Annotated in this window: 1 protein-coding gene; it reads left to right on the forward strand. The window is 29.4% G+C overall.

Features of this window, described 5'->3' with window-relative positions; genetic code table 11:
* The first annotated feature begins 40 nt into the window (after window positions 1-40).
* Complete coding sequence (locus tag QVO88_RS06460; RefSeq protein ID WP_022287682.1) at window positions 41-445, forward strand: hypothetical protein; 405 nt, start codon at window positions 41-43, stop codon at window positions 443-445.
* Window positions 446-756: the final 311 nt, after the last annotated feature.

Raw genomic sequence — 756 nt, forward strand, 5'->3', positions numbered from 1 at the left:
CAGGATGACTTAGATTTCATCAAAAGGGGATATGATTATTATGATGAAATATGTTAAATATGTATTGATGAGTTTCATATATGCTCTTTTGTTTAATTTAACTGCATATTTAGGAGCAGGGATAGCTTCTGTTATTTCTATATTTATTTTTTTTATTATTTATGCAGCGGTACAGTTGGCTTTTTTTGTTAAGTTAAGCAGCCATAATATAAAAATATATTGTTTGGGTGTTATATTGACCATTTGTTTTTCTGTTATAATCGGTTATATATTTTACGATACTGATTTTTTTATTCATATATTTATGGCTTTCAACGGTGATTATGGAACACCTAATGCAGGAAGCGGCTTCGGTATGATTCTAAGTTATAGTCTTAATGGGATAGCATTACTTTGTTCAATTCTAATTGGTATATATAATATACTGACTAATCGACAGCAATAAGTCTAAATAGTTCAATCTAAGTTAGGTGGTATAGAGCAGCCTCAATATTTACAGAGTTATTATATTTTTTCTGCTCATTTTTTGCGAATAATTTTAATTAATGTAGGTGTCTGGGTTCAGCAATATTTTATACATATCATAACTAGGAGGAATTGTAGTGAAAAAAATAGCATAGTAGCTGTTATATTTACATTGATTGTTTCTATGTTTTTATCTTCACGAAACATTGTATATGCGACAGAAGATAAAGCAAGGGCGATAACAATTCATATGCAAGGACTATCTGATGAGGCGTATTATGTTGATCTTCT

Origin of the sequence: Ruminococcus sp. CAG:57 (assembly GCF_000435935.1) — a bacterium.
Lineage (GTDB): Bacteria > Bacillota > Clostridia > Oscillospirales > Ruminococcaceae > Hominimerdicola > Hominimerdicola aceti.